Raw genomic sequence first — 25,090 nt, 5'->3', positions numbered from 1 at the left:
GGTATAAGAGGCCTAAAGGCAAGGCCAGAGAAAACGAGAACGCACCAGAGAAGGACGTAATCCCTGGCAAACGGCCGGTATGGCATAGACGTCGTTGTTATGGATTCACTTTCGTTACGAAAAACCGGCGCCCCCAAAGCACCGGCGCCTGAGCCTGTTCATCCTACTCTACGGCAAGCTGCGGATATCGGTTAAAAGACAAAACAACGAGCGGGGCAACTTACGTCGCCCTCGCCCTGCCTTCATTATAAGGATTTGTATATTCGCTAAGCCGCTTCAACGATGCCGTTGTGCCTTAGCAGGGCATCGATCGTCGGCTCGCGGCCGCGGAAGGCGGTGAAAAGCTCCATGGCCTTGCGGCTGCCGCCTTGCTCGAGGATATTTTCCAAGAACGAGCGGCCTACGTCCGGCGCAAAAATTCCTTCTTCCTCGAACAGCGAGAAAGCGTCGCTGGACAAGACTTCCGCCCATTTGTAGCTGTAATAGCCCGCCGCATAGCCCCCACCGAAGATGTGCGAGAAACTGTGCGGGAACCGGTTGAAAGGCGGCGGGACAAATACCGCCACCTGCTTTCTGACGTCGTCGAGTATCGGATAAATCCGGCCACCCCGGCTCGGATCGTATTCCAAATGAATGCGGAAATCGAACACACTGAATTCGAGCTGGCGGACCATCTGCATGCCCGACTGGAAATTGCGGGCTGCGATCATCTTGTCAAGCAAATCTTCCGGCAAAGGCTCGCCGGTCCGATAGTGGCCCGATATGAGTCCCAGCGCATCGGGTTCCCAGCAAAAGTTTTCCATGAACTGGCTCGGCAGTTCCACGGCGTCCCATTCCACGCCGTGGATGCCGGAAACACCCAGGTAATCGACCTTGGTCAGCATATGGTGCAAGCCATGACCGAATTCATGGAATAAGGTCAACACCTCGTCATGCCGCAACAAGGACGGCTCGCCATTGGTCGGAGGCGTGAAATTACAAGTCAGATACGCGATCGGGTGCTGTATCTTTTGGCCGATTCTGCGCCGGGTGACGCATTCGTCCATCCAGGCTCCGCCACGTTTCTTCGGCCGCGCATAAAGATCCAGATAGAAACCGCCCAACAAATCGCCCGAGCGGCCAAGGATTTCATAAAACCTGACGTCCGGATGCCAAACATCCACCCCGGATTTTTCCCGGATTTGAAGCCCGTACAAGCGTTCGACCACGCCGAACATCCCGGGAACAACCCGATTGACGGGGAAATAGGTTCGAATCTCTTCTTCGGACAAGGCGAATTTATGCTGCCTAAGCTTCTCTGAATAATAAGTCAGATCCCAAGATTCCAGCGTTTCTTGACCATGCTCTTGGCTTGCGAAGTTTTTCAGCTCTTCGAGATCTCGTCTCGCCTGAGGCAAGCTGCGGCGCGCCAGATCGTTCAGAAAATGCATCACCTCATCGGTCGAGGGCGCCATTTTGGTGGCAAGCGACAATTCCGCATAGTTCGAGAATCCGAGAAGCCGCGCCTCTTCATGGCGCAAGGCGAGAATCCTCTCCATGACTTCGGAGTTGTCCCAGCGTCCGGCATCAGGACCTTGATCGGACGCGCGAGTGTTGTAGGCGGTGTAGAACTCGCGGCGCAAATCCCGATCGTCCGCATAAGTCATCACGGCAATATAAGACGGGAATTCCAGACTGAACAGCCAACCTCTCTTACCCTGCGCCGCAGCTGCTTGGCGCGCCATCGCAACCGCCGACTCGGGTAATCCGCTCAGCAGCTTTTCATCCTCGATGTGCTTGCTCCAGGCATGCGTCGCGTCGAGCACGTTATCCTGAAATTGACTGGCGAGTTTGGAGAGTTCTTGGGCAATGGCCTTGAAGCGGGACTTTTTCTCCGGAGTCAATTCAACGCCGGACAGACGAAAATCCCTGAGCGCATTTTCAAGGATCTTCTTTTGCGCGGTATCCAATTCGGTTGCACCCGGGCTTTCGGCAAGCCCGCGGTAAGCCGCGTACAATTCCTCGTTTTGGCCGATTTCCGTCCCGTATTCGCTCAACAGCGGCAGACACGCGTTGTAGGCCTCTCTAAGCTCGTCGCTGTTCACCACGGCATTCATGTGGCTTACCGGAGACCAGGCTTTGTTTAGCCGGTCATCCAAGTCTTCCAACGGCTCTACCAGGTGTTCCCAGGTATCTGTTTTTCCATGTTCAAGCAATTTCGCGATAGCAGCACGGTTTTCTTCCAATATCCGTTCGACAGCCGGCACGACATGCTCCGCTTTGATACGCGAAAACGGCGGAAGACCATCCATATCAAGTAATGGGTTGCTCATAAACTCAAAAAAACCAAATGGAAATATACGTTGGACGGAATACGGCCACGTCAGGTTTTGAAAAACTTCATAGTCCGATCGATCCTCTCCTTGGCTTCATGCAGGACGTTAAGGGTATGGGTCGGCGACAACCGACTATCCTTGAGTTTGGCGCATGCCGGAATGGAATTGATTGCCGGCAGCTCCGCCATGCGACGCGTACCGATATAGCTATGCAGCCTGGATAAGATCACGATATCGCTGAGAGCAAGGGCATTGCCGCTGTCGTGATACCATTCTTCAGCCAGCATCGGGATTTCGATCAAATCGGCCGGAAAATCCCACTTTTTCAGCAAGAAAGCCCCTACCGGACCCCGAATATGAGGCATCGCCGACTCGATCTCGTCCGGACTCCAGTACTCGCGAGGAAACTTTTCGGCAAAATAGAGAAACGGCACTACGCCGATATCGGCAACCAATCCGGCTAACAAGGCTTCCTCTTCACTCACTCCTTCGTTCTCGGCGGCTAAAACATAACAGAGGCTGGATAGCTTGATGCTCGTTTCCCACTGCCTGTGAAGGGCTTGATTGATGTAAGGGTCTTGACCACGGAAAACCTGCCTCAGACAAAAGCTGGTCACCAGGTTCCGGGTCGCCGCCAGCCCCAAACGCAAAACTGCATCGTGGCAATTATTGATCGGACGAACAGGCAAGTACAGAGGGCTATTGGCGACATGAACGAGTTTGGCGGCAACGGCGGGATCGAGTTGAACGATGTTGACGACTTCACGGATGTCGACATCGTGTTGTATGGCCTGCCTTAGCTTGAAAGCCACGTCCGGCAAAGAGGGGATTCGCAGTTCTTCCTCGCCGTAAGACTGGGCGAAAGCCTGAAACAGCCGGCCTCCCCGAACAGCTTCCGGAATCCGCTCATCGTTGGAGTCTATTAGAGTTTGCGCCGATTCGTACCTGACCACGCCTCGACTCATGATCTTGCTGGCGACGCGCAATATCTGAATTTCGGTCTGCGCGTACGCCGTGGCGCTGTACTGCTTGCCGCAGCACAAGGGAAACCTCGCTTTGGCAGTATTTGCACTGATCTCGTAAGTTTTCCCGTCACCGAGATCCATCAGAACCGTCCCTCCCAAGAGGTAATGAATCGATTCGATCGGTTCCCCGGCCTTGAACAGAATCGTGCCGGGTCCATAAACCTCGGCCTTTCTCTCCAAAACGAATGCGTCCAATTCGTCTTCGCTGAGGGTGCGGATCGGAAACAATTCTTTCAGGATGTCCAAGTTGATGGACATCCCCTCCCGTGACGAAGGAACGATTTTCGCAGCTTGCGGATAAGCGTCCGCCCCGTCCTCGACCGGTGTTTGCGTCTTGAGGCTGGCTGTTTGCCTCCTAGAACCGAAAATTCGTGTCAGCAAGCTCATTTCTCAACTCTATCACAGGACACTGTCGAAAACTGTTACATACATTACTGACCGAATACCCTCAAGGTTTCGGCAATCTGCTCCTTGGCATCGTACAATACCTTGAGCGACTGCTCCGGAGTCAGCGTGGCATCTTTGAGCTTAGCGTATGCGGGTAATTCGGTGATCGGGGGCAAATCTCCCATCTTGGGCGTTCCGACATAACTGTGCCAGGCCGCTAGCCGGACGATATCGGCCAAACCCAGCCGATCCGTACCCGACGAGTAGTTCCATTGCTCGGCAATGATCGGAAGATCGAGATATTCGTCGGCAAACTCCCACTTAGCGAGCAAATATTGGCCGACCGGCCCTTGAATAATCGGCAGGGCTGCCTCGAGTTCCGCCGAGCCGTGATACTCAGACCGAAATTTTTCGGCAAAAGACAGAAAAGGAATGGCGCCGATGCGAACGATCAATCCGCCCAACAGCGCTTTATCGGGATCGACCTGACCGGTTCTCGCCGCCAGCACGGAAGAAATCACCGACAGTTGAAGGCTGCTCTTCCACACGTCCAACATGAGTTTTCTGATCTGCGGACTACCCGCGTTGAAGAGACCTTTCATACTCATGGTGAAAATGAGGTTGCGGGTCGCCACCAGACCTAGCCGAGCAATGGCGCTCTGACACGTCTTGACCGGCTCGGCCGTGAGATAGAGAGGAGAATTGGCCACTTGCACCAACTTAGTCGCAAGTACGGGATCCATCTGCACGATTTTTGTCGCCTTTACGAAGTCGATCTCCTCGCGCATGGCCTGCCTTAATTTGAAGGCCACGGACGGAAAAGCCGGCAAGTCGAGCTTGCCTTTATGAAAGGTACGGCAGAAGACATAAAACAAATTGCTCCCACCCAGTTCACGAGGAAGCGGCGATCGAGTCAAATCGGGCGGAACTATCGTCCGGGCGCTCGATCTCTCCGCATACTGTCGCAAGATCACTGCGGGCACGCGCAGCACCCAAACGTCCGTCCAGGCATTCGCCGCAATCGAACTCAGCCCGTCGCGATTCAGCGGGAAGCGTGCGGCATCGCTATCCGAATCCACCTTCGTCTTGCCGCCACGTTCCGGCCCGACCATAACCGTGCCTTTAAGCAGAAACACTGCCGTCTCGGGCATTTCAGAGCCACGAAGCACGGTCGAACCTGCCGGATAGAACTCCATTAGGCGCCCGGAAGCGAAGGCGATCAGTTCCTCCTCGCTCAGTGTTGCCAGCGGCGCCAAACGCTTAAGAATTTCGGGAGGAACCGGCTCGGTTCGGATGAGCGTGGGCTCGACACTGGGCGAGTCCAACAGAAACGAATCCGAAGGATCCTGAATATCGGAACGAGCAGCGGTCCTTTTAGCGGCGACCAACTTGAAGCCGAGCCAGCCCGCCACACCGAGACTGAGGATACCGATTGCCAATACGAGGGTATTCATCTATAGCCGCTCACACTCCAAGGCGGAATATTATTTTCGTTTATGTGACACGCCTCACATACAACTCGGCGAGCCCATGCTAACCACCCTAATAAATACTAGCTTAATAGCTGCTAAATTCGATCCAAGCCGAAAGCCGCGTGCCCCTGCCTGACAAAACGTGGCGGCGTAATCCACGCCTCTTTCGATTGGCCGCGAATCTCTACCCAGGCACGCTCATAGCTGCCGGGAGGCAGACGAGCAAAGCCGACCGAGCGATTCAGTGTAGGCGAGAAAATCCCGCTCGTGACAACACCTTCACCAAACGGCGGAACGACGACCTTCTGCCCATGGCGCAGCACGCCTTTATCGTTCAACACGAGTCCCACAAAACGGCGCAGTTGCCCGATTTTCCGCTGCTCCTCCAAGGCCTTGCGACCGATAAACTGCCGCTCGACCGGCTCCCAGGCCACGGTCCAACCCAGTCCGGATTCCAAAGGGCTTACGGTCTCGTCCATGTCCAATCCATAAAGCCGCATTCCGGCTTCAAGACGCAAGGTATCCCTCGCCCCAAGCCCGCAGGGTCTAAAACCGTTAGCGATCAGTACTGCCCACAGGGCAGCAGCATCGGCCTGAGGCAAGATGATTTCCAAACCGTCTTCGCCGGTATATCCGCTGCAAGATATGAACCAATCGCCAGCCTCGGCAAATTCGAACGGCGCCAAGGACATAACGGCCACATGCAATTCGGAAGGCAGGCCATCACGCGCTTTGCGCCTCGTTTCCGGCCCTTGCGCCGCGATAATCGCGAGATCCTGCCTGGGCAGGACGCCCACGGAGAATCCAGAGACCTGCCGCTGTATCCAAGAGATGACCTTGTCGCGAGTAGCGGCATTGCTCACAATCCGAAACCGATCCCCTGCCCTGCGGAAAACGGTCAAGTCATCCAGTATCCCGCCGCTCTCGTTAAGCACGCAGCTATACAGAGCCTTGCCGGGACCGCTCAATCGATCGACATCGTTCGCCAGGAGCATTCTCAGAAACCGCCCGCAATCCGCGCCGTCGAGATCGATGACGGTCATGTGCGACACATCGAAAACACCGGCATCCCGGCGCACGGCATGATGCTCCTCCAGTTGCGAACCATAATGAAGCGGCAACTCCCAACCCGCGAACTCCACCATGCGTCCGCCGGCCTGCCGGTGGATCTCATTCAAGATTGTTTTGCGCACCATGGGTTCAAACCCGATATTAACGAATGAATATTCGGTTAGACCTAATCGCTCGCCTATTCCGACTAGACAAAGGAATCAAAAATGCATGAAACAAAGAGGCCGGCAAAGCCGGCCTCGATAACTGGATCGTCGCGTCACTTACAGTAACGGAATGATCAAAAGAGCCACGATATTGATGATCTTGATCATCGGATTGACGGCCGGGCCCGCCGTGTCCTTGTACGGGTCGCCGACGGTATCGCCGGTCACCGCCGCCTTATGGGCTTCGGACCCCTTGCCGCCATAATGGCCGTCCTCTATATATTTTTTCGCGTTATCCCAGGCACCGCCTCCGGTGGTCATGGAAATGGCCACGAACAGCCCGGTAATGATCGAACCGATGAGTACGCCGCCCAATGCCTCCTTACCGAGCAGCAACCCCACCAGAATGGGTATCGCCACGGGCAACAGGGATGGCACGATCATCTCCTTGATCGCGGCCACGGTCAGCATGTCCACCGCCTTCGAATAATCGGGCTTGGCTGTATAGTCCATGATGCCGGGAATCTCGCGGAACTGCCGCCGAACCTCGTTAACGATTCCGCCTGCGGCACGGCCCACGGCCTCCATGGCCAAAGCACCGAACAGATAAGGCACCAAGCCGCCGATGAAAAGCCCGATGACCACCATGTGGTTCGACAAGTCGAAGGTAATGCCGCCGCCCAAATTATGGGTGTAGTCGGCGAACAGCACGAGCGCGGCAAGCCCTGCGGAGCCGATGGCGTACCCCTTGGTTACCGCTTTGGTGGTATTGCCGACGGCATCGAGAGGATCGGTGATGTTGCGGATTTCGGCGGGCAAATCGGCCATCTCAGCGATGCCCCCGGCGTTGTCCGTAATGGGACCGTAGGCGTCCAGCGCCACGATCATGCCGGTCATGGACAGCATTGCCGTGGCCGCCACGGCGATTCCGAACAAACCGGCCAGCTCGTAGGCTCCCCAGATGCTGGCACATACGGCAACAACGGGGCCCGCCGTCGACTTCATGGAGATGCCCAGCCCCGCGATGATGTTGGTAGCGTGCCCGGTGGTCGACGCCGATGCGATATGCTGAACCGGCTTGAATTCGGTTGCCGTGTAGTATTCGGTGATGGCGACCATCACCCCTGTAAGAACAAGACCGATGAGGGCGGAGAAATAGATGCTGTGGGCCGAAATCGATTCGCCCGCAAACGAAACATCGCCACCGAACAATGCCAGAGTGACCGGATAGAACGCCAGGGCGGACAAGCCGCCGGAGACGATGACGCCTTTGTAGAGGCCGCTCATGATCTTGCGTCCCTCGGCAACCTCCACGAAAGAAGTGCCGATAATGGATGCAATGATGGAAATTCCGCCGAGCACCAAGGGATAAGCGATGGCGTTCTCCGACCCGGCAGTGAGCAGGCTGGCCAGCAGCATGGTGGCGACGATCGTCACCGCGTAGGTCTCGAACAAGTCGGCGGCCATGCCGGCACAATCGCCCACGTTGTCGCCCACGTTGTCGGCGATGACCGCAGGATTTCGGGGATCGTCCTCGGGAATCCCGGCCTCGACCTTGCCCACCAAATCGGCGCCCACGTCGGCGCCCTTGGTAAAGATGCCGCCGCCCAAACGGGCGAAGATGGAAATCAAAGAACCACCGAAGGCGAGTCCCACCAGTGCGTGCAACGGATCGTCGACGCCGGAGGCTTTCAGGATCACATAGTAACCGGCGACACCCAAAAGGCCCAATCCGACCACCAACAGGCCGGTGATGGCACCGCCCCGGAAAGCCACGGTGAAAGCGGCATTCATGCCTTGATATGCGGCCTGTGCAGTGCGGGAATTGGAGCGCACCGAGATGTTCATGCCGATGTAACCGGCAACGCCGGACAGCACCGCACCGACGGCAAAGCCGATGGCGACAGCCCACCCGAGGGCGACACCGATAACGAGGAAGAGAACCCCGCCGACCAGACCGATCGTCTTGTACTGGCGGTTCAGATAAGCTTTGGCGCCTTGCTGAATGGCGGAGGCAATTTCCACCATGCGCTCATTGCCCGGCGATTGAATATTAATCCAGGCAATGGAAAGGATTCCGTAGATCAGGGCGGCAACCGCAGCCGTGAACGCGAAAGCCACTCCCCAGCCGATTGTGAAACCGATGTATAGGAACTCGATGAGTCCCAAACCGGCGATCATTTTACAGCGACGGTCATTCAGCACTAACCGGACGCCCTCTTGCGCGCGGGCGACGAGTAAATAAGCCATTTTCTCCTCCTCTTTTTTGCTTTCTTGTTTTTACGTCACATGGGGCATGAACTCGGAAATCAAACTGCAAATTGGCTGGTCAGCTTCTTGGGAACCGACGCATTTTTCAACACGACGTAATTCGGCAAGCCATCTTTGTACGGCGGGTAATCTTCGCCCTCTATCAAAGGGAGCAAATAGGCGCGACAAGCATCGGTAATGCCAAAGCCGTCTGGAGAAATGAATTCCCGCGGCATCTTCTTTTCCACATTGGCCACGTCCGACAAGTCGGCGTGACCGATCTTCCACCGATAGGGCGAATCGGAAATACGATCGATCGTGGGCATGACCGCATTCCGGCCATCCAAAGCCAGTTCGACGGCGGCCTTACCGAGGCCGTAAGCCTGTTCGACATCGGTTCTGGAAGCAATGTGCCGGGCGGCGCGCTGCAGATAATCGGCTACGGCCCAGTGATACCTGTGGCCCAGCGAGCTCTTGATCAGAGCGGCAATGACCGGGGCGACACCGCCAAGCTGGGTGTGGCCGAAAACGTCTTTGATACCGGCATCGGCGAGAAACTTGCCGTCCGCCCCCTTTACGCCTTCCGAGACCACTACCGAGCAATAGCCGTAACGCTTGACCCTCTCGTCGACCGCGGCCAGAAACTCGGTTTGATCGAAGGGAATTTCGGGAAACAGGATCACCAGCGGGATATCGTGTTCCGCACCGGCCGCCAATCCTCCGGCGGCAGCGATCCAGCCAGCATGGCGCCCCATGACCTCGATCACGAATATCTTGGTTGAAGTGGCCGCCATCGAGGCCACGTCGAAGCTCGCTTCACGGGTGGAAACCGCAATGTACTTGGCTACGGAACCGAAACCGGGACAGTTGTCGGTAATGGGCAGGTCGTTATCGACTGTCTTGGGAATATGAATGGCGCACAATGGATAACCCATCTTCTCCGAAAGCTGAGACACTTTCAGACAGGTATCGGCCGAATCGCCGCCGCCGTTGTAGAAGAAATAGCCGATGTCGTGGGCCTTGAAGACTTCGATCAGCCGTTCGTATTGCGCCTTGCTCTCCTCGAGTCCCTTCAGCTTGTAGCGGCAGGAGCCGAAAGCGCCGCCCGGCGTGTGCCGCAGCCCGGCAATGGCTTGATCGGATTCCTGAGCCGTGTCGATAAGATCTTCGGTCAACGCACCGATAATGCCATTCCGCCCGGCATAAACACTACCAATATGATTACGGTGCCGCCGCGCGGTTTCGATCACACCGCATGCCGATGCGTTAATGACGGCGGTTACACCGCCGGATTGGGCATAAAATGCATTCCGAATGGCCATGGCCGCCCTTTATCGTTCTAAAGTCCTAATAAAAAGCCTACATTAGAACAATTACCCTTGCAGTACAAGGCGCTTAGGCTAACCGCCAAGGGTATTTGCACCATACGGCTATATTGGAATTGACAGCCAGATACGATGATTGTTTTCCACAGCGTCCGATGTTGTCTTTAGCCTTTCTACTGCGCCTCCTCCCGTGACACGCCGAGCAATGCGCCGGGACGATTCGCCGCGTCTGAGATGTTTACACAGATGCGGCATAAGGGTGATCCGTGTCGCCGAGCCATTAAGGCGGCACGGGCGACAATGTGCTGAGCGTCTTGCCCGGAGTCCGGAGCAACGACAGAATCGGCGGCGGTCCTCGAGTCAACGCGACAAATGCGTCGTGCAAGAACTGACTCTATTCGGCCATGAAAGCGGCCTCGGTCACCCGCTTAACGCTGGGTTTCCAGCAAAGAAAGTCGGCCCGACACGACGAGATGACGATCGCTGACGATAGTGACGGCAAAATCGGCTAGGCCGGCTTTCTCCAATTGCGCGCGGATTTCATCCGGCCGGTAAGCCGCACGAAGGGAGTTCGAGAAATCCCGTTTCAGCACCTCCGGCGCGTCGGCCGCATACTGCCGGACCAGTTCGTTTAGCTGCTCTTCGCTCTCGGGCCGCAGCAGGTCCATAATAAAAATCGGCGCGCCGGATTTTCCCCACCGCTTCACGGACGCCCATAACACCATGGGATCGGCCAGGTGATGGAGCAGCGAATTCGAGATCACCGCATCGTAAGACGTCAGCGGTAAGGTGGCATCGGGAAGATAGGCTCTGATCAGCCGGATACGCTGCTCCAAGCCTGCCGAGCGAACGGCTTTACGGCCGAACTCGAGCATGGCTTCGGCGCCGTCCACGCCGTCGATCCGGCAATTCGGAAAGGCGCGGGCGAAACGCACGGTTACGTCGGCCGAACCGCAGCCTAAGTCGAGAACTGCGCCGGCCAGCGTGTCGTCCGGAAACGCGGATCGAAACAGGGAGACGAAATGATCGTGCGGCTCGGAAAAATCCGCTTCCGCATAGGCACGGGCCTGATCTTCCTCGTCCATCAATTCCGGCTCGGGTACACGCTGCATGTTCGGCTCCATCGACAAGATCGCTTAGCAACGCACTATATCAACCCGTGCTCAGCGAAAGAATAGGCTTCCCCGTCACCAACGATGAAATGATCGAGCACGCGTATATCGATGAGCGACAAGGCTTGCTTGAGCCTGTGCGTGATGTGCTTGTCGGCCTCGCTGGGTTCGGCGATGCCCGAAGGATGGTTGTGGGCGAATATCACGGCCGCGGCATTGAAGGACAAGGCCTTTTTAACCACTTCCCTAGGATAGACGCTGGCTCCATCTATGGTGCCCCGGAACAGTTCTTCAAATTCGATGATCCGGTGCTGATTGTCGAGAAAGAGAGCCGCGAATACCTCGTGAGGATGGCTGCGCAACTGCGCGGCGAGATAGCGGCGGGTCAGGTCGGGACTGGTTAGCGCGCTTCCGCGCCGGAGCGTCTCCTTGAGATGTCTTCGGGCCATTTCGAGCACGGCCTGAAGCAAGGCATATTTGGCCGTCCCGAGCCCGCGGCTGCGGCTGAACCGTTCGAAGTCGCTTTCCAGCAATGCCCTCAGCGAGCCGAACTCGTTGAGCAGTTCGCGAGACAGATCCACCGCAGTCTTGCCTTTGACCCCCGTGCGCAGGAAAATCGCCAGCAGCTCCGCATCCGACAACGCCAGCGGTCCTTTTTGAAGCAGCTTTTCCCGCGGTCTTTCGTCGTCGGGCCAATCCGTGATGGGCATAGCTCCCCCCGTCCAATAAAGTGTTTCAAACCGAATCGCAGCAAAGCATAGAAGCCGTAACGCAAACTTGCCATAATGCGGCGGCTCAACCTCTTATCGAAACCAGCCAACATTGACCTATCTCACCGGTAAAAACATCGTTTTGGGTGTTACGGGCGGTATCGCCGCCTACAAAGCTGCCGAACTGACCAGACTTTTGCGTAATGCCGGCGCCTCGGTACGGGTCGTCATGACCCATGCAGCGACGGCTTTCGTCTCTCCGCTGACGTTTCAGGCGCTTTCTGGCAATCCGGTGCATACCGAGTTGCTCGATACCGGCGAGGAATCGGCCATGGGGCATATCAGCCTGGCCCGGTGGGCGGATCTGGTGCTGATCGCGCCGGCCACGGCCGATTTCATTGCCAAGCTCCGGATCGGACTCGGCGACGATCTTTTGTCGACGGTGTGCCTGGCAACCCGCGCCCCGATCGCCTTCGCCCCCGCCATGAACCAGGCCATGTGGGACAACCCGGCGACCCAAGAGAACGTCCGCCGCCTGTCCGACCGGGGCGTTCGAATACTCGGGCCGGCGGAAGGCGATCAGGCCTGCGGCGAGGTCGGCATGGGCCGGCTCTTAGAACCGCAACGGATTTTGGAGGAGTTGGAAAGCTTCTTCGGAGGCGGGGTTCTGGCCGGACTGTCGGTCCTGATCAGCGCTGGCCCTACCCGCGAACCGATTGATCCGGTGCGTTACATCAGCAACCGAAGCTCGGGCAAGATGGGCTACGCGCTTGCGGAGGCCGCCGGGCGGGCTGGCGCGAAGGTCAGTCTGGTGACCGGCCCCACGGCCCTGAAGGTCCCGAACGTACACGAGGTCTCATGGGTCGAGAGCGCCGCGGACATGTACCGCTGCGTCATGGACAAGGTCCCGTCCGCCAATATCTATATCGGCGCCGCGGCGGTGGCTGACTATTCCCCGGAAACCACAGCGAACCAAAAAATCAAGAAAAACCAGTCGGAGATGGTTCTGACACTGCGCAAGACCCAGGACATACTGAGCGCCGTCAGCGCCTCGCCGAAACGCCCGTTCACCGTGGGCTTCGCCGCCGAGACCGATAAACTCGAAGACTATGCCCGGCACAAGCTGGCGGCCAAATCGCTGGACATGGTGGCCGCCAACTGGGTCGGGCGTGACAAAGGCGGATTCGAAAACGACGACAACGCGCTCTTCGTTTGCTGGAACGGCGGTCATACCTATTTGCCGCTAGCTCCGAAGAAAACCATTGCCGAACAACTCATACGACTCATTGCCGAACGTTATCATGCGCAAAATTCAGTTAAAGATTCTCGATAAGCGCCTCGGGAGCGAGATTCCCCTGCCCCATTACGCCACCTCCGGCGCGGCCGGGCTGGATCTTAGGGCCTGCCTCGACGAACCGCTACGGCTCGAACCGGGCGAATCCAAACTGATTCCGACGGGGCTCGCCATCCACATCGAAGACCCCAATCTCGCCGCCGTACTGTTGCCGCGCTCGGGGCTCGGACACAAGCACGGCATCGTGCTCGGCAATTTGGTCGGCCTGATCGATTCCGATTACCAGGGCCAGGTTTTCGTCTCCTGCTGGAACCGGGGAACCGAATCCTTCGAAATCCAGATCGGCGACCGTGTTGCGCAGATGGTGTTCGTGCCGGTAGTGCAGGTGGAATTCGAACGGGTCGATGACTTCGAAACCAGCCGAAGAGGCGCTGGGGGCTTCGGACATACGGGGCATCAATAGGATTCAGACATCCGGCGGAACAGCGTGCTTCCGCCCCACTCTCCTGGAGTCATCCGTGAAAAAGCAAGAGTCCATCGAAATCAACTCCGCAACCCACATCGCGCACGTCCTGATCGAAGCGCTGCCTTACATCCGGCGCTTCAAAGGCAAGACCGTAGTCGTCAAGTACGGCGGCAATGCCATGACCGAGGAACGGCTCAAGAACAGCTTCGCCCGGGACATCGTGTTGCTGAAGCTCGTCGGCATCAATCCGGTCGTCGTCCACGGCGGCGGCCCCCAAATCGGCAATCTGCTGCAACGTTTGGGCAAGACCAGCGAATTCGTGCAAGGCATGCGGGTGACCGATGCCGAAACCATGGATGTAGTCGAAATGGTGCTCGGCGGCCTGGTCAACAAGGAAATCGTCAATTTGATCAACCGGCATGGCGGTTCGGCGGTCGGACTGAGCGGCAAGGACGGCGACTTAGTGCGTGCCCGCAAGATCGTGGTCAAGCAACGTTCTCCGGAAACCGAGGAACCCGAGATCATCGATCTGGGCCATGTCGGCGAGGTCGAGAGCATCGACCCGTCCGTGGTGGACATGCTGGTACAGGGCGATTTCATCCCGGTCATCGCACCGATCGGCGTCGGTGCCGACGGTTTTTCCTACAACATCAATGCCGACTTGGTGGCGGGCAAAATGGCGGAGGTCTTGAAAGCCGAAAAGCTGATACTTTTAACCAACACCAAGGGCATTCTGGACAAGGAAGGAAGTCTATTGACCGGGCTATCCCTGTCCGAAGTGGATGATTTGATCTCGGACGGCACCATTACCTCCGGCATGATCCCGAAGGTGCGCTGCGCCACGGACGCTCTCAAAGGCGGCGTCGCCAGCGTTCACATCATCGACGGACGGATCGACCACGCCGTGCTGTTGGAGCTTTTCACCGATCAGGGGATCGGCACGCTCCTGATGCGTCGCTAACGGAACCGGCGCTTGAAACCTCGAAAAACCGCCTTCCCGGCGGTTTTTCTCTTCGCCAAGCCCAAACGCGGTTTCGGCTTGGCTTACGTTTTCAGCCGCTTACGCGGCCGAAAACGACGGGGCATCACTGCCCCGTACGAGCACCTCGAAGTTTTTCGAGGTGCCCGCTCACGAAACTCACCCAGGACCGGCCAAACCGGCCTCTACGTAAGGCTTGAAACCGGCACGGATCTGGCGAACTTCGGGGCTTGCGCAAAGCGTTTCGCCGACTGTCGACGGCCGGCACCGTATGTCGAGAAAAATGACGTTCTCGGTTTTGCGGGTGATGCGGGTAACGGTTGTAGTGAACTCCCGCTCGTCACGGGGAGCCGCCGTTTGCAGGATTTTGTCGTTATCGATGGATAACGGCGTATCGGTATGTTCGAGCAGGTAAGCTCGCGCAAGGCTCCACGCCTTGTCGCACATCGCTCCCGCTGAGCAGGAAACAGCGCTGACGATGATGTTCCCGGTATCGGACTTATCCGCGCTATTCGGCGACTCGATCCAGGTTTGATGCCATCTCAAGCCGCGCTTCGGGTCGTTGATCGCTTTGAAGCGGGCGATGTCCTTGGCAAAGCTATCCGAAATTGAGGCTTTTTCGGCTTCGATGCGCTTTATTTTCGCCTCGTGACCGGCGATCTGTCGTCGTGCCGCTTCCATTGTGTCGCGTAGATTTTTCGGAATCGCCTGACCTTTTTTCTCCAGATCTGCGGCGCGCTTTTCCTGTCCGTCCAATAACGCCTGTTGGCGCTGTTTATTGGCTTCGGTCACCTTGATCAAGGAATCCAGCATGTTCAATTTTCCTTGCAAGGCCAGGTTGATCTCCTCCTCGCTGCGGTAGGTTCTGAGCAGCGCCAAGTCTCGATCGCGTTGCCCGGCCAAAATCCGCTCCTGGTCGAGACGCAACTGCTTGAGTCGGTTTTCGCCCTCGATTTGCTCCGGCGACTTGGCCCCCTCGAGCACTTCCACCTCATGCCCTTGGGCATCGAGCTTGGAGCGGCGGTGCTTGGCCTCCTCGGGCGGAACCCGGTCGGAGTAATGCACGGCGCCTTTTTCGTCGACCCACCGGTAAGTCGCGGCATCGCTGCCCGCCCCATAAACGGCGACGGCAAACGTGATCCAGGCAACGCGAAAACCGGTTAGAGGTGTCATAACACGCCGAATCGGGACTGGTATTCCCGAATCGCTTCAACGTCCGTGCGACGATTGGCCTTCTGAAGAAATTCGAGAATATTGCGCAGCGTGACGATGGAATAAACCGGCAACTGAAACTGATTGGCGACTTCCTGCACCGCGGAAAGCTCGCCCCGTCCCTTTTCCTGCCGATCCAGGGTGATCAGAACGCCGCTTGGTACCGCCCCGGCAGCCCGGATGATGTCCACCGACTCCCTCACCGAGGTACCAGCCGTAATCACGTCGTCGACGATCAGCACCGAACCTGTAAGCGGCGCTCCCACGAGCGAACCGCCCTCGCCGTGATCCTTGGCCTCCTTGCGATTGAAGGCGAACGGGACTTCCTCCCCGGTTTCCCGGGCCAGGGCCATGGCCGCGGCGCAAACCAGGGGGATACCTTTATAAGCCGGGCCGTACAAGACATCGGCCTTGATGCCCTCGTGCAACATGGTCTTAGCATAGAACTCGCCGAGCTTTGCCAGACGGGCTCCGGTGTCGAAGAGCCCGGTATTGAAGAAATACGGACTGTGCCGACCGGACTTCAGGGTGAAATCACCGAAGCGCAAGACGCCGCATTGGAGTGCGTATTCGATAAATTCCGCTTGGAATGGCTGCATGTATCGGGCTATATCTCTGTAATCTCGTTTTCTAAAGCCGCCGGCGAGCGAGTAGCGACGATGATTTCGCACCGCTTCGCCGACGAAAAGGGTCTGATGTGCTTATTGAACTTTAGCACATCGGCGCAAGCGGCCCGGTTAAGGCACGGCTACCCGGCGAAGCAGCTCCTGGACAACGCGGTCCGACGACACGCCTTCCGCTTCCGCCTCATAGCTCAAGATCAAGCGATGGCGCAGCACGTCCGGAGCAATGGATTGAATGTCCTCGGGCGTCACGTAATCGCGTCCGTACAGCCAGGCTCGGGCACGGGCGCACCGGTCCAGGGCTATGCTGGCGCGGGGACTCGCGCCGTATTGCAGCCAGCGTTCGAGTTCCTTGCCGTAAGCTCCGGGGTTGCGGGTACTCAGCACCAGTTGCAGCAGATATTCCTCCAGGGTATCGGCCATATAGAGATCGAGCACTTCTTGCCGCGCCGTAAACAAGGTCTCTTGGCTGACGGACTTGAACTCCGCCTCCGAGGCGGCACGTCCGCGCCGGGATTCTTCCCGCACCAGCCGCAGAATCGCGCGCTCGTACTGGGCTTCGGGATAACCGATCCGGATATACAGCATGAAACGGTCCAACTGCGCCTCGGGCAGCGGATACGTTCCTTCCTGTTCGATGGGATTTTGTGTCGCCATCACCATGAACAGATCCGGCAGCTTGTAGGTCACGCGACCGACGGTAATCTGGCGTTCCGCCATCGCTTCGAGCAGGGACGACTGCACCTTGGCCGGCGAACGGTTGATCTCGTCGGCCAGCACCAAATTATGGAACAACGGTCCGGGCTGAAAATGGAACGAACCGTCCTGAGGACGATAGATCTCGGTGCCGGTCAGATCGGCCGGCAGCAAGTCCGGGGTAAATTGAATGCGGTGAAAATCGCCCTCGACGGCCCGGCTCAGCACGTTGATCGCCCGAGTCTTGGCAAGGCCGGGCGCACCTTCCACGAGAATGTGCCCATCCGCGAGCAGCGCGATCAGCATCCGCTCGATCAGAGTATCCTGTCCGATTACCTGGGCCGCCACAAACTGGAAGAGCCGTTGCACATCCTGTTGAGCGGGCGATAAAGTCCTTTCGGAAATTTCGTTCTCTTGAAACATGAGTAACGTATATCCCTCTTGAGTGAGTCGATTCGCAGGCGCTTCAAAACGATGGATTATAATTGAAGTCATCGTCCCGCAGCGCGCGGATTGCTCCGATCCGGCCTCTCAGAAAATGAAACAATCTCCGACACTACCGATTTTCCTCCCGGCCGGCCGACGCGCGCTTTTATTGATGTGCGCCCTGCTGGTTTCCTGTATGACCTATGAGAACCGCATTCCTCCCGTGCCGCTGCCCTCGTCGAACCGCGATCACGTGGACGTGGAGGGCGCTCGTGTGGCGGCAGAAGCTTACGCTGATCCCGAACAGGCAGAGCAAGCGTTCGGATTCGACATACGCAAAGCCGGACTACTCCCGGTACGTCTCCTCATCGATAATCAAAGCGCGAGCGTCGTCAGGGTCAACCCGCAGCAAACGTTTCTGATCGATCAGGATGCCCAGGCGTGGCCGCTGCTGACCGGCGAGCAAGCCCATAACCGCGTGGCGAGTGCCATGCAGTTCGGCACCCTGATGGGCAATGCGGCGCGAGGCGCCGCATGGGGCGCCGGTGCCGGTGCGCTGACCTCGTTCGCTATCGGGATGATCTTGTACGGCGGGTTTGGCGACGGACTCAGCAACAATCTGCCCGAACACGCCGCCGCGGGCGCCGGTGTCGGAGCAATCGTCGGCGGAGGACAAGACTCGCAAGACCTGGAAGACCGCATACGCCGGGATTTGATCGGAAAATCGCTGCGCAACCAGCGATTACGACCAGGGGAACTGGCTTACGGCTATCTGTTTTTTCCCGGAAAAGAAGAAGCCCGAAGCGCCAAAATCCTGCGCATCGGGCTCGAACTCGACGGTTATCCGCAGGTCGTGAACCTGCCGCTAAAAACCGCGCCGCGCTGATCGCCCATCTTCAGCCCGGTCAGCGGCCTATAGCCCGGTAGCCGATGTCGGTGCGGTAATACATGTTTTCCCAGCGGATTTCTCGCACCTGTTCATACGCTTTCCGCTGAGCTTCCAGAACGGATTCGCCCAAGGCGCACACACAGAGCACGCGTCCTCCGGCCGTAACGATCTTGCCGTCCGACCGCGCCGTACCGGCATGAAAGACTTTGGTATCCGCACTCGCCTTCTCCGGCAAACCTTGGATTTCGTCGCCCTTGGCATAGTCGAAGGGGTATCCGCCCGCCGCCAATACGACGCCCAACGAGGCGCGCTCGTCCCATTCGGCACTAACCCGGCTCAAGCGTCCTTCCACTGCGCCAAGACACAGATCGACCAGATTGCTCTTGAGCCGCATCATGATCGGCTGGGTTTCGGGGTCGCCGAAACGGCAGTTGAACTCGAGCACCTTGGGCGTGCCGTCCGGCGTGATCATCACCCCGGCATAAAGAAAGCCGGAGTAAGGGATGCCGTCCGCCGCCATTCCGCGCAGCGTGGGCTCGATCACTTCCTTCATGATGCGATCATGGATTTCCGGCGTCACCACCGGGGCCGGCGAATAAGCGCCCATACCGCCGGTATTGGGGCCTTTGTCTCCGTCGTCCCGCGCCTTGTGATCCTGGGACGTCGCCATGGGCAGGACGTCCAGCCCGTTGGCCATGACGATGAAGCTGGCTTCCTCGCCCCTCAGGAATTCCTCGACCACGACTCTATGGCCCGCAGAACCGAAGGCATTGCCCGACAACATGTCGGTTACGGCATCTACCGCCTCCTGTTCCGACTGAGCAATGACCACACCCTTGCCGGCGGCCAATCCGTCCGCCTTGATCACGATCGGCGCACCTTTTCGCCGGATATAGGCGACCGCCTCGTCGACCGCCGTAAACGTTTGGTATCCGGCGGTCGGAATACCGTGGCGAGCCAGAAAATCCTTGCAGAATGCCTTGGAGCCCTCAAGCTGCGCGGCAAGCCGAGTGGGGCCGAAGCACTTGAGCCCCGCCGCGCGGAATTCGTCCACGATGCCGGCCACCAACGGAGCTTCGGGACCGACGATCGTAAGATCGATGGCCCGCTCCTTAGCGAATGCCAACAAGCCCGGAATATCCTCGGCCGCAATCGGACGATTCTCCACTTTCGGCTCGGCAAGCGTTCCGGCATTGCCGGGTGCGACGAAAACCGTCTCCACTTTGGGAGACTGCGCTGCTTTCCAGGCTAAAGCGTGCTCACGTCCGCCGCCGCCGACTATCAGTACTTTCATGGTTTTATTGCAGTTGATTTAAAGGATGGATCAAAGAATGGTAAAAACCCGCGATGCCGTTGAGAACGAATTGCGCCGCAAGCGCCGCAAGCACGATGCCAAGGACGCGGGTAATAATATGCACCTTGCTTTCGCCGAGGTATCCCGTAACGATTTCGCTGACGTACAACAGCAACCACGTGATCAGATAAATTGCGGCGATGACGCCGGCAAGCACGCTCATGCGACGGGTATCCGTACCGGCTCTATTGGCTAGCAGCAGAACGGCGGTAATGGTGCCGGGCCCGGAAAGCAAGGGTATTGCGAGCGGGAAAATCGCGATGTCTTCGCCTGCCGTGCGCTTTTCCTCGACTTTAGGCGCCTGAAGGCCGGCACGCTGCCCGAACAGCATGGGCATTGCGGTCACGAAAAGGAGAATGCCTCCGCTGATCGCGAACGCGTGCACGGTAACCCCGAGATGCGCGAGCAGATATTTGCCGGCCAGCAGAAAAAAAACCGTTACGCCGAAAGCGATGAGCAAAGCGCGGCTCAAGGTCTTGCGCCGCTCGCTTTTTCCCAGTCCGCGGGTCAAAGCGATAAACATCGGTGCCGCGCCGGGCGGATCAACGACCACGGCCAAAGTCAGAAAAGCCGTTAGCGCAAACTGAAACAAGCCTTCTTCCATCAACCGTTCGGCTGCGCCTGTACGGACGTCAGAAACCGAAGTCCTCCGCTCCCGCAAATCACATATCGCACTTTCAGATGGTTTCCCGTTGCGAACAGGACCGGCAGTTGGGACTTCTTGTCTTCCGGCACGCCATCGACATCCAAGTAATACTTATTCGTCACGCCTTCCTCGTCGGTCAGCAACACGCCTTTTTCGTAAGCGTCGAAAATATCCTTCCCGCCCATTTCCTTGACGATCACTTCGTGTGCATTCTTCTCGGCTTCGCAACCAGGCCCGCCCTGTCCCGCGATGGAAATTTCGACCGCAGCCGGAACCTCTACTTGCGGCTCCGGAATCGGTGCTCTACCGGGCTCCTGAGGCGCCGGCGGAACCGGCGGGATAACCTCTTCGGTAGGCGGTTTTCTGCCCACGATAAACAAGGCGGCCACGATCAATACGACCAACGCGACAGCAATGACTATGGCCCACCGGGCCCATCGAACAATCGAAACTCTCTGCTTCTCCGGCTGCATATCTTCTCATCCCTTGCATAAGTCAAATGAACTCTTGGATTCCGTAAACGCCGACCTTCTCCCCGGTAGATGTCCCTGCGGCATCTCTACACGATCGGATACTACGGCGGATTCGAAAATCAAATGCCAGCGTCCTTCAGCATGGTCTCAAGCTTCGTCGGGGAAAATCCGGTCATTTTTTCATTTCCGACCAGGATGACCGGAACGGCCCTGCCACCGAGTTGATCGAATCGAGTCTTGGCGGACCGAGATTTCTCGATATCGAATTCATCGTAGGCAATACCGTGGCTTGCCATATACGATTTCGCCTTCCGGCACACGCCGCACCATTCGGTGGTAAAAATCGTCACTTTCTGGGATACCGCGGCGCCTTCAACCGATGAAACTTCGGGCGAGCCCGAGTAAGAGTCAATCTCGACGAGTTCGACTTTGGCACTGTTGCCGCCTTCCGCACGACTATCGGTGTACGTCACTTTTCCGTCGGGACCCGTTACCTTATATACCTCGGCTTTACTCGCGGAACCGAAAGCGACGACAAAGCACAGAACAACGAAGGACAAGCATTTCTTCATTAAACCCTCCGGTAGCGTGTATCGGGCCTGACGAGTCCGGCGAAACCGCAACGTCCCGTATAAGCGGACACGTCTGGCAGCCCTTGTCTCCATCTTCTTAAGGCCATTCTGCGAAAACATTCGAAGGAGCAACTATAGCGCATCGGGTACGACTGTTTACACTTCCGAGCCTTCGACGATCAACACTACAAACGTTCGATTGGGGCGACCCGCCCCGACATCATTCGGAACATCTCCGGAAAAGTATTTGTCTCAGGTTAAAGCCTTATCCTAGAGAAAACCGACAGTGCACTTGGATTGCCGGGAAAAGTCATCGACGTCGTTGTTACGTGGGAGATTCGCGTTCGCTCGATGTTTCCGGTGGACAGATACGACTAAGGAGATCAGACGTGAACCGCCGCACTGTACCGATACTGCTCTGTTCGATTATTGCCGCGGGCATGGCTCATGGAAGCAACGGAAACACCTTGCCCCTTCGGTTCGACGCTGTTCTCAGCGGTTCCGAGGAAATACCCGCACCAGTGACCACCTCGATGTCGGGCCAAGCGGGTTTCGAATTCAATCCGGACGAAACCGTGATGTCGTTCATCTTGGCTCTCACCAATGGGGTAAACGTCACCGGAATCCAGCTGCATTGCGGTCCAGTAGGCGCGCACGGGCCCGCAATCGTTCCGCTTCTGAATGCGATTCAGGGCAGATGGGACGGCACACTGCAAGTACAATCGACCATAACCGGAGCCAATATCATTCAAGGGGTAGATTGCGTTTCCACGATCGGAAGAAACATAGCCACGCTTCCGGATTTGGCTGCGGCCATGAGAGACGGCAACATCTTCGTGAATGTCAGCTCGGCCGCATTTCCGGAAGGAGAAATCCGGGGGCAGGCACAGGTAAGCTCGGGTGATTTGATCTTATTGTCGCTGACCGGAACGCCCGATTCCGTCGCCCGAGTGCCCTTGCAGATCGGCGGAGAATCCGGCACCGTCGTCAGAATCGTGACCGAATCGCCCGTAACCGTGATCTCGCAGCCGAGCGGTTTCAATCCGCCGCTGAGAGAATTTCCGTCCTCGAGCTTTAATCCGCCCCTCAGAGATATGTCGACCTTTCCGTCCTCGGGCTTGAATCCCCCGTAGAAACGAGCCTTCAATGACCTTCGTGCACGTTAAAAGACGACGCGCCGCACGATCGGCCGATGCGCCGTAGTTTTTTGACTCAGCTTCTTGCAGCGAACACCACCACGGGCGTCTGCGTTTGCGTGAGCACGAAGCTCACGGGGTATTGACGGTTCGGCTCAGCCAGCGCGGCAGTGAACACCTCCGCCTTATTGGCGCCGCCGAACTGTAGATAGACTCGTCGGGCGTGCAAAATCCAAGGCAAGGTCATACTCATGCGTTCGGTTGGCGCGACTGCGCCCACTTGAGCGAGACAGGGCGGCGTATCCGCGACCGAACCTCCCAGAGCCAAACCGGCGTCTAAATTGGGACTGGCTGGGAATAGCGAGGCGGTGTGACCGTCGTCTCCCATGCCGAGAATCAGCGCCGCGAATGGCAGGGGCAGGCTTTCGAAAGTGGCAGCCAAGATCGCCTCGGCGTCTTCGGCGGACGCATTGCCGGTATAGAGCGGCACGAAACGAGCCGCCGCCGCGCGACCTTGCAGCAGATGAGTCTTGACCAGGGCGGCATTGCTGGCCGGATCGGTTTCAAGCACCCATCGCTCGTCCACTAGCGTGACGACCACGCGTGCCCAGTCCAAGTCTTCGTCGCGCAAAGCTTCGAACACGGGCACCGGCGACCGGCCGCCCGATACGGCCAACGCGGCCCGAGGCTCGGTCTGCAACACCGCGCGCAAGTCGGCAGCCACCGCGGCGGCGAGTGCCGGTGCGAGGCTTGCGTTATCGTCAAACCATCGAATGTCTACCATGTCTTAACCCTCGTCATGCCAGCCAAAACCGTCGCGCGACAGCAGCTCGGAAGATGCGGACGGCCCCCAGGTTCCTGCCGCATAAGGTTTCGGACCGCTCGGATCGGCGGCCCACGTGTTCAGAATCGGCTCGACCCAGCGCCAGGCCAGCTCCAGCTCGTCCTGGCGCACGAACAGCGCCTGGTTGCCACGGATGGTATCGAGCAGCAGGCGTTCGTATGCCTCGGCCCGGCGGCCCTTGAATTTTCCCGAGAAGTCGAGATCGAGCGACACCGGCTGAAGCTCCATCGAATCGCCCGGTGCCTTGGCGTTGAGGTACAAACGAATGTATTCGTCCGGCTGCAGGCGGATGACCAGCTTGGACGGCGCGCGCGAACCGCTGCTCGGCAGAGGAAAGATATGATGCGGCACATCATGGAAATGGACAACGATTTCAGCCAACCGAGTCGGCAAGCGTTTACCGGTGAACAGATAAAACGGCACTCCGGCCCAACGCCAATTGGCGATCTCCGCCTTGATGGCCACGAAGGTTTCCGTCTTGCTGCCGGCCGGGATATTGTCCTCTTCCAAATATCCCTTCACCTGACGGCCGCCCGAAACGCCCGCGCGGTATTGCCCGCGTACGGTCTTGGTCAAAACATCTTCCCGAGTGAACGGCACCAGACACTCGAGCACCTTGAGCTTTTCGTTGCGGATCGCGTCGGAATCGAGGCTGGCCGGCGGCTCCATCGCGACAAAACACAACAGTTGCAGCAAATGGTTTTGCACCATGTCGCGCAATGCGCCGGTTTTGTCGTAGAACCCTCCGCGGCTGCCGATTCCGACATCTTCGGCAATCGTGATCTGAACGTTGCTGATCCACATTCGGCGCCACAGCGGTTCGAACAACGAGTTGCCGAAGCGCAGCGCCATCAGGTTCTGTACCGACTCCTTACCCAGGTAATGATCGATTCGATAGACTTGTTTTTCGTAGAAGAACCGATCCACATCCGCGGTGATCGCATTGCTCGATGCCAGATCGTGCCCCAGCGGCTTCTCCAGCACGACGCGGCTATTCGGACCATTAAGCCCTTGCCGGGTGAGATTGCTGCAAATCGTCGCAAACAGGAACGGTGCGGTGGACAGATAGAATACGGTTACCTCGGCAGGGGACTGCTTCAGCAAGGTTTTCAATGCCACGTATTGCTCCTGCTGGGTGGCATCGAGTTTCAGGTAGGTCAGGCGCGAGAGAAACGTCGCCCACACCGCATCGTCCCAGTCGGCCTTGGGCACGAATTGCCTGACCTTGTCATCCACCATGGCGAGGAAAGCCTCTTGCGTCAGGTCCAGCAGATCGAGACAGAGGATGCGGCCCGACTCCACCAGCCGGCCGGTCTTATGGCACTGGTACATCGCCGGCAATAATTTGCGCGTGACCAGATCACCGGCACCGCCAAAAAAAACCAGGTTGAACGATTGGGGAAATGGGAGCTGACTCACCGCAGAAACCTCTTGTTAAAGATCGTGCCGATTATGGCTCGGCCGAGCTCATGTTGTATAAAGGCAGACCCGGAAAACCCGGATGAAAAAACCTTGCAATACTACTCGCCGCCCCTCCCACTGTCCAGCCGCCCCTGGGCCGAACGGCCGCGTTTCTTGACACGCTTTTGCGGCTTGGATTAAATGTGGCGCCTGCGCCCCGTTGCAGGGCATGCTCTTGCCCATCGCCGACGCAACCCGAACAAGAC

The 25,090-nt window shown here is 57.7% G+C and carries 22 protein-coding genes; 5 read left to right on the top strand and 17 right to left on the bottom strand.

Features of this window, described 5'->3' with window-relative positions; translation table 11 throughout:
- Nucleotides 1-266 precede the first annotated feature (266 nt).
- The 8 genes from prlC to radC form a co-directional block, all read right to left on the bottom strand.
- Nucleotides 267-2,312, bottom strand: coding sequence for an oligopeptidase A (gene prlC / locus B2A78_RS12315; protein ID WP_077730289.1), 2,046 nt, complete (start codon nt 2,310-2,312; stop codon nt 267-269).
- Between the two features lie 50 nt (nt 2,313-2,362).
- The gene (locus tag B2A78_RS12310; RefSeq protein ID WP_077730288.1) at nt 2,363-3,727 is read right to left on the bottom strand and encodes an HDOD domain-containing protein; all 1,365 of its coding nucleotides are present in this window, start codon (nt 3,725-3,727) and stop codon (nt 2,363-2,365) included.
- A gap of 44 nt (nt 3,728-3,771) precedes the next feature.
- Nucleotides 3,772-5,181 carry an HDOD domain-containing protein gene (locus B2A78_RS12305; protein ID WP_077730287.1) on the bottom strand — a complete coding sequence of 470 codons (1,410 nt, stop codon included), beginning with the start codon at nt 5,179-5,181 and terminating at the stop codon, nt 3,772-3,774.
- Between the two features lie 113 nt (nt 5,182-5,294).
- A complete protein-coding gene (gcvT, locus tag B2A78_RS12300) occupies nt 5,295-6,395 on the bottom strand; it encodes a glycine cleavage system aminomethyltransferase GcvT (protein ID WP_077730286.1) in 1,101 nt (366 codons plus the stop codon).
- 138 nt (nt 6,396-6,533) lie between these two features.
- On the bottom strand, nt 6,534-8,666 hold the full coding sequence (locus tag B2A78_RS12295) for a sodium-translocating pyrophosphatase (protein ID WP_205780763.1): 2,133 nt from the start codon (nt 8,664-8,666) through the stop codon (nt 6,534-6,536).
- A gap of 59 nt (nt 8,667-8,725) precedes the next feature.
- Complete coding sequence (locus tag B2A78_RS12290; protein ID WP_077730285.1) at nt 8,726-9,988, bottom strand: 6-phosphofructokinase; 1,263 nt, start codon at nt 9,986-9,988, stop codon at nt 8,726-8,728.
- 431 nt (nt 9,989-10,419) lie between these two features.
- On the bottom strand, nt 10,420-11,103 hold the full coding sequence (locus tag B2A78_RS12285; RefSeq protein WP_077730310.1) for a class I SAM-dependent methyltransferase: 684 nt from the start codon (nt 11,101-11,103) through the stop codon (nt 10,420-10,422).
- A gap of 35 nt (nt 11,104-11,138) precedes the next feature.
- Complete coding sequence (gene radC, locus B2A78_RS12280) at nt 11,139-11,813, bottom strand: DNA repair protein RadC (RefSeq protein WP_077730284.1); 675 nt, start codon at nt 11,811-11,813, stop codon at nt 11,139-11,141.
- A gap of 112 nt (nt 11,814-11,925) precedes the next feature.
- Between radC and coaBC the strand changes: the two genes are divergently transcribed.
- Genes coaBC through argB form a run of 3 tightly spaced genes read left to right on the top strand, consistent with a single transcriptional unit; the run spans nt 11,926 to nt 14,534 of the window.
- Nucleotides 11,926-13,146 carry a bifunctional phosphopantothenoylcysteine decarboxylase/phosphopantothenate--cysteine ligase CoaBC gene (gene coaBC, locus B2A78_RS12275; protein ID WP_077730283.1) on the top strand — a complete coding sequence of 407 codons (1,221 nt, stop codon included), beginning with the start codon at nt 11,926-11,928 and terminating at the stop codon, nt 13,144-13,146.
- Nucleotides 13,115-13,570 carry a dUTP diphosphatase gene (gene dut / locus B2A78_RS12270; RefSeq protein ID WP_077730282.1) on the top strand — a complete coding sequence of 152 codons (456 nt, stop codon included), beginning with the start codon at nt 13,115-13,117 and terminating at the stop codon, nt 13,568-13,570. The genes coaBC and dut overlap by 32 nt, the downstream gene beginning before the upstream one ends.
- Before the next feature lie 55 nt (nt 13,571-13,625).
- Nucleotides 13,626-14,534 (top strand): acetylglutamate kinase, encoded by a 909-nt coding sequence (gene argB, locus B2A78_RS12265; protein WP_077730281.1) that lies wholly within the window; start codon nt 13,626-13,628, stop codon nt 14,532-14,534.
- 177 nt (nt 14,535-14,711) lie between these two features.
- Here argB and B2A78_RS12260 read toward each other — a convergent pair whose 3' ends face one another.
- The 3 genes from B2A78_RS12260 to B2A78_RS12250 all read right to left on the bottom strand — a co-directional run bounded on the left by B2A78_RS12260 (nt 14,712) and on the right by B2A78_RS12250 (nt 17,506).
- Nucleotides 14,712-15,725: a DUF4124 domain-containing protein gene (locus B2A78_RS12260; RefSeq protein WP_077730280.1), complete on the bottom strand. Its 1,014-nt coding sequence runs from the start codon at nt 15,723-15,725 to the stop codon at nt 14,712-14,714.
- A complete protein-coding gene (pyrE, locus tag B2A78_RS12255) occupies nt 15,722-16,363 on the bottom strand; it encodes an orotate phosphoribosyltransferase (protein WP_077730279.1) in 642 nt (213 codons plus the stop codon). Before pyrE ends, B2A78_RS12260 begins: the two co-directional genes overlap by 4 nt.
- 138 nt (nt 16,364-16,501) lie before the next feature.
- Complete coding sequence (locus B2A78_RS12250; RefSeq protein ID WP_077730278.1) at nt 16,502-17,506, bottom strand: MoxR family ATPase; 1,005 nt, start codon at nt 17,504-17,506, stop codon at nt 16,502-16,504.
- 199 nt (nt 17,507-17,705) lie between these two features.
- Here B2A78_RS12250 and B2A78_RS12245 point away from each other — a divergent pair, with 199 nt between their 5' ends.
- The gene (locus B2A78_RS12245; protein ID WP_240502504.1) at nt 17,706-18,395 is read left to right on the top strand and encodes a hypothetical protein; all 690 of its coding nucleotides are present in this window, start codon (nt 17,706-17,708) and stop codon (nt 18,393-18,395) included.
- A 19-nt stretch (nt 18,396-18,414) separates the two neighbouring features.
- Here the strand turns inward: B2A78_RS12245 and purD are convergent, their stop codons facing one another.
- The 4 genes from purD to B2A78_RS12225 form a co-directional block, all read right to left on the bottom strand.
- Nucleotides 18,415-19,692, bottom strand: a complete 1,278-nt coding sequence (purD, locus tag B2A78_RS12240; RefSeq protein ID WP_077730276.1) for a phosphoribosylamine--glycine ligase — start codon at nt 19,690-19,692, stop codon at nt 18,415-18,417.
- A gap of 4 nt (nt 19,693-19,696) precedes the next feature.
- Nucleotides 19,697-20,356 carry a MarC family protein gene (locus B2A78_RS12235; protein ID WP_077730275.1) on the bottom strand — a complete coding sequence of 220 codons (660 nt, stop codon included), beginning with the start codon at nt 20,354-20,356 and terminating at the stop codon, nt 19,697-19,699.
- The gene (locus tag B2A78_RS12230) at nt 20,356-20,871 is read right to left on the bottom strand and encodes a hypothetical protein (protein WP_077730274.1); all 516 of its coding nucleotides are present in this window, start codon (nt 20,869-20,871) and stop codon (nt 20,356-20,358) included. Before B2A78_RS12230 ends, B2A78_RS12235 begins: the two co-directional genes overlap by 1 nt.
- A 119-nt stretch (nt 20,872-20,990) precedes the next feature.
- Nucleotides 20,991-21,443 carry a glutaredoxin domain-containing protein gene (locus B2A78_RS12225; RefSeq protein ID WP_168175406.1) on the bottom strand — a complete coding sequence of 151 codons (453 nt, stop codon included), beginning with the start codon at nt 21,441-21,443 and terminating at the stop codon, nt 20,991-20,993.
- 389 nt (nt 21,444-21,832) lie between these two features.
- On the opposite strand from B2A78_RS12225, the gene B2A78_RS12220 reads away from it, so the two are divergent.
- Nucleotides 21,833-22,576, top strand: a complete 744-nt coding sequence (locus tag B2A78_RS12220; RefSeq protein ID WP_077730272.1) for a CHRD domain-containing protein — start codon at nt 21,833-21,835, stop codon at nt 22,574-22,576.
- Between the two features lie 79 nt (nt 22,577-22,655).
- Here B2A78_RS12220 and pgl read toward each other — a convergent pair whose 3' ends face one another.
- Nucleotides 22,656-23,363: a 6-phosphogluconolactonase gene (pgl, locus tag B2A78_RS12215; protein ID WP_077730271.1), complete on the bottom strand. Its 708-nt coding sequence runs from the start codon at nt 23,361-23,363 to the stop codon at nt 22,656-22,658.
- Nucleotides 23,364-23,366: 3 nt separating this feature from the next.
- Nucleotides 23,367-24,842, bottom strand: coding sequence for a glucose-6-phosphate dehydrogenase (zwf, locus tag B2A78_RS12210; RefSeq protein WP_166642659.1), 1,476 nt, complete (start codon nt 24,840-24,842; stop codon nt 23,367-23,369).
- Nucleotides 24,843-25,090 lie beyond the last annotated feature (248 nt).

This window comes from Methylocaldum sp. 14B (genome assembly GCF_002005105.1).
GTDB lineage: Bacteria > Pseudomonadota > Gammaproteobacteria > Methylococcales > Methylococcaceae > Methylocaldum.
This window is presented reverse-complemented; position numbering and strand designations above follow the sequence as displayed.